This window comes from Niallia yueguangensis, assembly GCF_052663115.1.
This window is the reverse complement of the sequence record NZ_JBQTCX010000064.1, coordinates 1-617: the sequence shown is the minus strand read 5'-3', so window position 1 is coordinate 617 and position 617 is coordinate 1. Positions and strand designations below refer to the sequence as shown.

1 protein-coding gene is annotated in these 617 nt (G+C 34.8%); it reads right to left on the bottom strand.

Annotated elements, in window-relative coordinates; all coding sequences use genetic code 11:
• A partial coding sequence (locus tag ACTYA4_RS22150) for a DUF4372 domain-containing protein (RefSeq protein WP_445505878.1) occupies window positions 1-476 on the bottom strand: 476 nt, incomplete at its 3' end.
• Between the last annotated feature and the right edge of the window lie 141 nt (window positions 477-617).

The window sequence follows — 617 nt, the reverse complement described above, 5'->3', positions numbered from 1 at the left end:
CCTTTTTCCATAAAGACTAGACGCAAATGCAATTTAACTCCCGCCTTTGTTTTGCGGAATTTTGCCCATTTATGATTCGTCAAATTGAGTGGCAATGTGCTTGAATCGATAATTTTTACAGGCATGATAAGTTTTGTATAGTGTGTTTTGGCATGAATTTGTGCGACTAAATCAAGGAAAAGCCTTTGGAATAGATCTGGATTCATGCCATTCAATCGGCGTGAGAGCTGAGAAATACTAATTGAATCGAGATCAATGCCTTTCTGCAATAGGTCATCGAAAAGACAATCGCTTAGCGCATGTAGACTTTCGATTTCTTCTAGCTGCGCAAAAAGTAATAATTTCAGGAATGATTCTGCCGTTAATTTTTTCGTATAGTAATCTAATTTCAACGTTTTCACCTGTTCCTCAAGTAATTGAAGATTTATTGGTAAAAACCATTGTCCAAATGAAGTTTTTCGTGTAATCTTGTCCATGAGATTGGTCCTTTTTAGTGGATTTGGACGGGTTGCCACCTGACTTTATCCATTATAAAGGACTTTTTCTTTGCACAAAATAATAAAATTGAACATTTTGAGTATTTTTAATAGTCAAATTAAATTAATGCAACACTAGTG